The following is a 5,283-nucleotide window of genomic DNA, read 5'->3' on the forward strand; positions in this document are numbered from 1 at the left end:
GCTGCTGCACTTGCCGAAGTGATCAAGGGTTCCTGCTTTTCGTTGTGGGAGATGAGGATGTTTGCTAAAATGATAAGACATAGAAGGGGGAAGTTTTTATGCCAAAAGGTGAGGGAAAAGTAGTCGCTCAGAATAAAAAAGCGAACCATGACTATTTTATAGAAGAAACATATGAAGCAGGTGTCGTCCTGCAGGGTACAGAGATTAAATCAATCCGCAACGGACGTGTTCAGCTGAAGGATTCGTATGCAAAGGTCCACAATGGTGAATTGTTTTTATACAACCTGCATATCAGTCCATATGAACAGGGAAACCGATATAACCATGATCCGTTAAGAACAAGAAAATTGCTGCTCCACAAGCGCCAGATTAACCAGCTGATTGGTGAAACGAAGGAAGCAGGCTATGCCCTTGTTCCGTTGAAGATTTATTTGAAAAATGGCTTCGCAAAAGTTTTAATCGGTCTTGGTAAGGGTAAAAAGGACTATGACAAGCGTGAAACGCTGAAGAAGAAGGAAGCAGGCCGTGATATCGAGCGCGCATTCCGTGAACGCCAGAAAATGTAGCTTGTCAGATGAGGAAGAGTGTACCAGTTGAAATAAGCACTCAATATGGTATAATAATAACTGTCACCGCGAGTGACAACATAACTTATGCTCGGCTTTCCGAGTTCTCCTGACGTCTGTATCATTGATACGGCAACCTTTTATATATGGGGACGTTACGGATTCGACAGGGGTAGTTTGAGCTTAGGTGGCGAGTCGAGGGGATCGGCCTCGTTAAAACGTCAACGCCTATAACTGGCAAAACTAACAACAACTTCGCTTTCGCAGCTTAATACTGCATAGCGGTTCGCCCCTCCATCGCCCATGTGGTAGGGTAGCGGACTCACTCTAAGTGGGCTACGCCGGATTCCACCGCCTGAGGATGAAGGAAGAGAACAACCAGGCTAGCTGGCCGGCCGCCTGTCGGTAGGCAAATGGACCAGCGAAGCGCCAATATGCCGACTACACTCGTAGAAGCTTAAGTGCCAATATCTTTGGACGTGGGTTCGATTAGTAATTAGTCGCCTTGCGTGGTAACATGCAAGTGAAAATCCGGCTTTATCGGTGAAACCTAAGTCGTGAGTAGCGATAAGGCAATGCCGAGCGGTATGTGGAGCAATCCAACAGCCGTGTATCGACTTATAGGCTGCCAAATTGGCAGTACTAGGATGCGTTATCTGCCCGGGAGTCTGGGTAAAACTAAATAACGCATAATACGCCGGAGGACCTGCCAGTCAGGTTCAAGATATAGTCAGTGCCATGTCGAAAGCATGGAATAGCACGTCCCACCGTCTCCACCAATACATATGTTGGTGGATTTTTTATTTCCATAAAATAAGCATAAAGTTTCCGTTTGGAAACTTTATGCTTATTTATTTTTTAGTAATATTTATTCTTGATATTACCCGTTGTTAGGAAATGCTGGAGTTGAAACAAAACCCTTATAGATAAAGAAATACCTGAATTCGGTATATATAATTGCAAATCTGCAATTTTATATCTCTATTAGAACCTAACAAAAGTAAGTGAGGTTCGGTCTTTTTGTGAAATCCTCAATTTGGCCATACCCTGGTTTCAAAATATTTTTTGCTTATAAATCGAATTTAAGACTCGCTTGACAGAGGCAAGAGCCGCTGTCAAGCGAGTCTTATTTTCTTGGGAAATAAAATATGTTAATTAATTTTAGCAAAGTACCTTTAATAACAGCTAAATGAACCTTTGTAACGCGGGTGTTATAAAAATGTAATTTAATATTGCGAATCTTTACAAATGCTCTATCTTTATTTTACAAAATTTCTATATTTTTAAATAAATATTGATTTTTTAACAAGGAAAAGTTTTTCAGGGTGATAATTCATATATTGGTAAAAAATGAGTTTTATTTTTGTTCAAATTAACCTTAACAATTGTTCAAAAGATGTGTTATATTTATAGTGAAATAATGATTGAGAAAATGAAAGCGTTAACGATTTGTGAATAGAGAGGAAGGATTCATAGCCCTTTTATATATCAAATTCGATTTTGTCCTCTAATTCGTATCCTTTATTTATTTGATGTAAGCCTTTTCTGAACAAAGTTATATTTTTAGCAAAGAATAGAGAATGGTTAACAATTCTCTAATAAACGCTCATGGAGGGAAAATAATATGTCAATTTTAATCGGAATAGTAGGAATCCTTGCACTCATAGGTATTGCTTGGCTCATGTCTAATGATAAGAAAAACATAAACTATCGCGCAGCTGGAATCATGCTGGCTGTTCAGTTTTTTATAGCATGGTTTATGCTTAACACTGCAATCGGTAAAAAGGTTTTGCAAGCAATAGTCGATGTTTTTAACAAAGTTCTTTCTTTCGGCAATGAGGGTATCGCATTCGTATTCGGTGATTTGTCGACAAAAGGTTACTTCTTTATCAACGTACTAATGATGATTATTTTCGTATCTGCATTACTTTCAATTTTAACTTATACAAGAATTTTACCATTAGCCATTAAATACATTGGCGGTGCAGTGGCCAAAGTTACTGGCCTTCCTAAGGTTGAATCATTCGTGGCAGTTAACTCAATGGTGTTCGGGGATACAACAGCTATCCTTTCGGTTAAATCATATTTGCACAAGCTTTCTCCAAACCGCTTGTTTATCGTTGTTACGTCATCACTAGTTGCTGTGTCATGCTCGATCCTAGGTGCTTACATGCAAATGGTTCCTGCAGAGTTTGTATTGGTAGCATTGCCTATTAACGTATTCTCCGGATTGATCCTTTCTTCAATCGTTAGTCCTGTAACGAAAGAAGAAGATGAGGATATTGACATCGAAGAAATGATTCCAGAAAAGTCTTTATTCGAAGCAATTGGTAACGGCGCTTTAATCGGTGGAAAAACAGCTTTAATCGTAGGCGCGATGTTAATCACTTACATTGCATTGCTTGCGATGCTGAACTTTATTCTTGAAAAATTAGTAGGAATGACGTTCCAGGAAATTGTTGGATATGTGTTTGCTCCAGTCGCTTTCATGATGGGTATCCCTTCATCTGAAATAGTTAGAGCAGGTTCCGTAATGGGAACAAAAGTTGCTGCTAATGAGTTCGTTGCAATGATGGACTTCATGAAAATGATTCCTAAAATGGATCACAAGACAGTAGGGATCGTATCATCATTCTTGATTTCTTTCGCTAACTTCTCTTCTATTGGAATTATTTTAGGAACTGTACAAGCTATCAATGGTGAAAAGGCAAGTCAGTTAGCTAAGGTTGGGTTAAAGGTATTGTTAGTGGCTACAATGGGATCCGTCTTAACTGGAACGATTGTAGGGTTATTCCTGTAAAAAACGATATAGATTGCATAAAATCCTCTTTCTCAATTGCGATGAAAGGGGATTTTTTTTTATCTATTCAAAAACACAAAGATGTAAAGGCTGGCGACCTGAATAATCCATTTCATTTAGAACAACCTAATAAGTAATATAACGAGGGGTTTGAAGCAATGGATAAGAATAAAATCAAACTGACCAGTGCGGAAATTGCTTCTTTATGGTCTACATATATACAGAATACGGCAACAAGGTGTTTTTATAAGCATTTCCTCCAGGGTCTTGGTGATCCGGAAATTAAACCGATTGTTCAAGAGGCATTAACTCTATCTGAAGAGTTTGTTTTAAAAATCAAAGAGATTTTTGAAGCGGAGAATTTTCCTCTTCCTAAAGGCTTTTCAGATGAAGATAATAACTTTTCTGCTCCTGCCTTATTTTCCGATTTGTTTGCTTTAAGCTTTGTTTACAGGGGCGGTCAAATGATCATGGTTTATTATGCCGATGCTTTGTCAAAAGTAGGCAGGCAAGATATTGTGGAATTATACAGTGATTGTTTGACGAAAACTGTAAGTCTCTATAAAAAATCTCTCAACGCCATGCTAGAAAAAGGAACTTATGACAGACCTCCTAAAATGGAATATCCTCAACAGGCTAGTATCATAAAGCAAGAGCCATCCCTGATCGGCAATTGGTTTGGCGACAGCAGGCCGCTTAACGCAATTGAGCTCTCGGAACTATTTTTTGCTATCGAAAGAAAGGGTATTGGACTTGTATTGATTATGGGGCTCCTGCAGGCTTCAAAGGATCAGGAGATAAAGGAATTTCTTTTTAAGGGTAAAAAACTTTCGCAAAAACAGATTGATCAATTCAATAAATTCCTGAAAATGAATGATGGAATGGAAATTCATCCTGTGACAATGGAGGTAACAAACTCAACTGTATCCCCATTTTCTGAGAGGCTGATGCTGTTCTTCATTTCTGCTTCCAATCAGATTGGCATACAGGCAATGGCAACCGCTTTATCTGTTTCCATGAGGTCAGATTTAGCTGTTAAATATGCTAAATTCATTGCGGAAATTATTACCTTTGCAGATGAAGGCAGGGATCTATTAATTAAACGAGGATGGCTGGAGCAGCCGCCATTATCAGCTGATCGGAATAAATTGTATAACCAAACGAATCTATAAGATCAAAAAGCATTACTTCTCTTCTTGAAGTAATGCTTTTTGATTATTTTTCTTATTCATCACCCAGAAAGGAAGATACAAAACCGAAAAGGTCAAAAGTGTAATGAGTTCCAGAGAAAAAATATACCATGGCCATGGCCCCAGATAATCAATGAGTGATGGATTAACGGGTTTTTCAGAAATGTACATATAATTGCCTTCTATCAGGAAGTTCACAATAAAGATGATTATAGTGTACCCGTTTAACCATAAAAAAGCCCTCCAAAGAGACTTCCCTGTTGGCTTGAACTCCGTTGTAAACACCATGAACAGATTAGCTATTACCGTTCCGCCATGGGAAATGAAAAAATGAATATATCTGTAATGCGGAAAGGTGTATAGGCTAATATCCGGAGTGATCATTGCCTGCAAAGCACTGCCGACACCTGCAAAGTATGTTACTTCAAATAGTCGATAATTTCTCGTCAAAAGTAATATGGCTGAAAGGATTAGCGATATGCTGCTTAGATGCAATGGCAGGGAATATTGATAAGCCCAGTGTCCGCTCCACCAAAGCCAGACTTGCAGGCTCACCTCGGATAGGATAAAAATCAGGAATAATGCTATACGAGCTGTTCGATTGGCAGACTCCTCACTGAATGTTTTTCTGAACAAGAACATCATTACAATCACAACTACAAAAGCACCTAATGTTAATAGATGCTGTACTGAAAATAGCTGAAAGACATTTTCCGTACCCGGTTCA

4 protein-coding genes and 1 other RNA gene are annotated in these 5,283 nt (G+C 38.7%); 4 read left to right on the forward strand and 1 reads right to left on the reverse strand.

Annotated features, from left to right (window positions below; all coding sequences use genetic code 11):
- The first annotated feature begins 98 nt into the window (after nt 1–98).
- The 4 genes from smpB (at nt 99) to WB217_RS14060 (ending at nt 4,538) form a co-directional block, all read left to right on the forward strand.
- On the forward strand, nt 99–566 hold the full coding sequence (gene smpB, locus WB217_RS14045) for an SsrA-binding protein SmpB (RefSeq protein WP_423993846.1): 468 nt from the start codon (nt 99–101) through the stop codon (nt 564–566).
- Between the two features lie 156 nt (nt 567–722).
- Nucleotides 723–1,058, forward strand: a transfer-messenger RNA (tmRNA) gene (ssrA, locus tag WB217_RS14050).
- 1,132 nt (nt 1,059–2,190) lie between these two features.
- Nucleotides 2,191–3,366, forward strand: coding sequence for a NupC/NupG family nucleoside CNT transporter (locus tag WB217_RS14055; RefSeq protein ID WP_335428727.1), 1,176 nt, complete (start codon nt 2,191–2,193; stop codon nt 3,364–3,366).
- Between the two features lie 158 nt (nt 3,367–3,524).
- Entirely contained in the window at nt 3,525–4,538 is a 1,014-nt protein-coding gene (locus tag WB217_RS14060) for a DUF3231 family protein (protein WP_423993847.1), read from the forward strand.
- A gap of 12 nt (nt 4,539–4,550) precedes the next feature.
- Here WB217_RS14060 and WB217_RS14065 read toward each other — a convergent pair.
- Nucleotides 4,551–5,283 (reverse strand): TIGR02206 family membrane protein (locus WB217_RS14065; protein WP_423993848.1); only part of this gene is annotated, 733 nt, incomplete at its 5' end.

This window comes from Mesobacillus sp. (assembly GCF_049588175.1).
GTDB lineage: Bacteria > Bacillota > Bacilli > Bacillales > Cytobacillaceae > Mesobacillus.

Bases quoted from the DNA above. Each gene is read 5' to 3' on its own strand.
- smpB (WP_423993846.1), top strand. From the start codon at position 99: ATGCCAAAAGGTGAGGGAAAAGTAGTCGCTCAGAATAAAAAAGCGAAC.
- WB217_RS14060 (WP_423993847.1), top strand. From the start codon at position 3,525: ATGGATAAGAATAAAATCAAACTGACCAGTGCGGAAATTGCTTCTTTA.
- WB217_RS14055 (WP_335428727.1), top strand. From the start codon at position 2,191: ATGTCAATTTTAATCGGAATAGTAGGAATCCTTGCACTCATAGGTATT.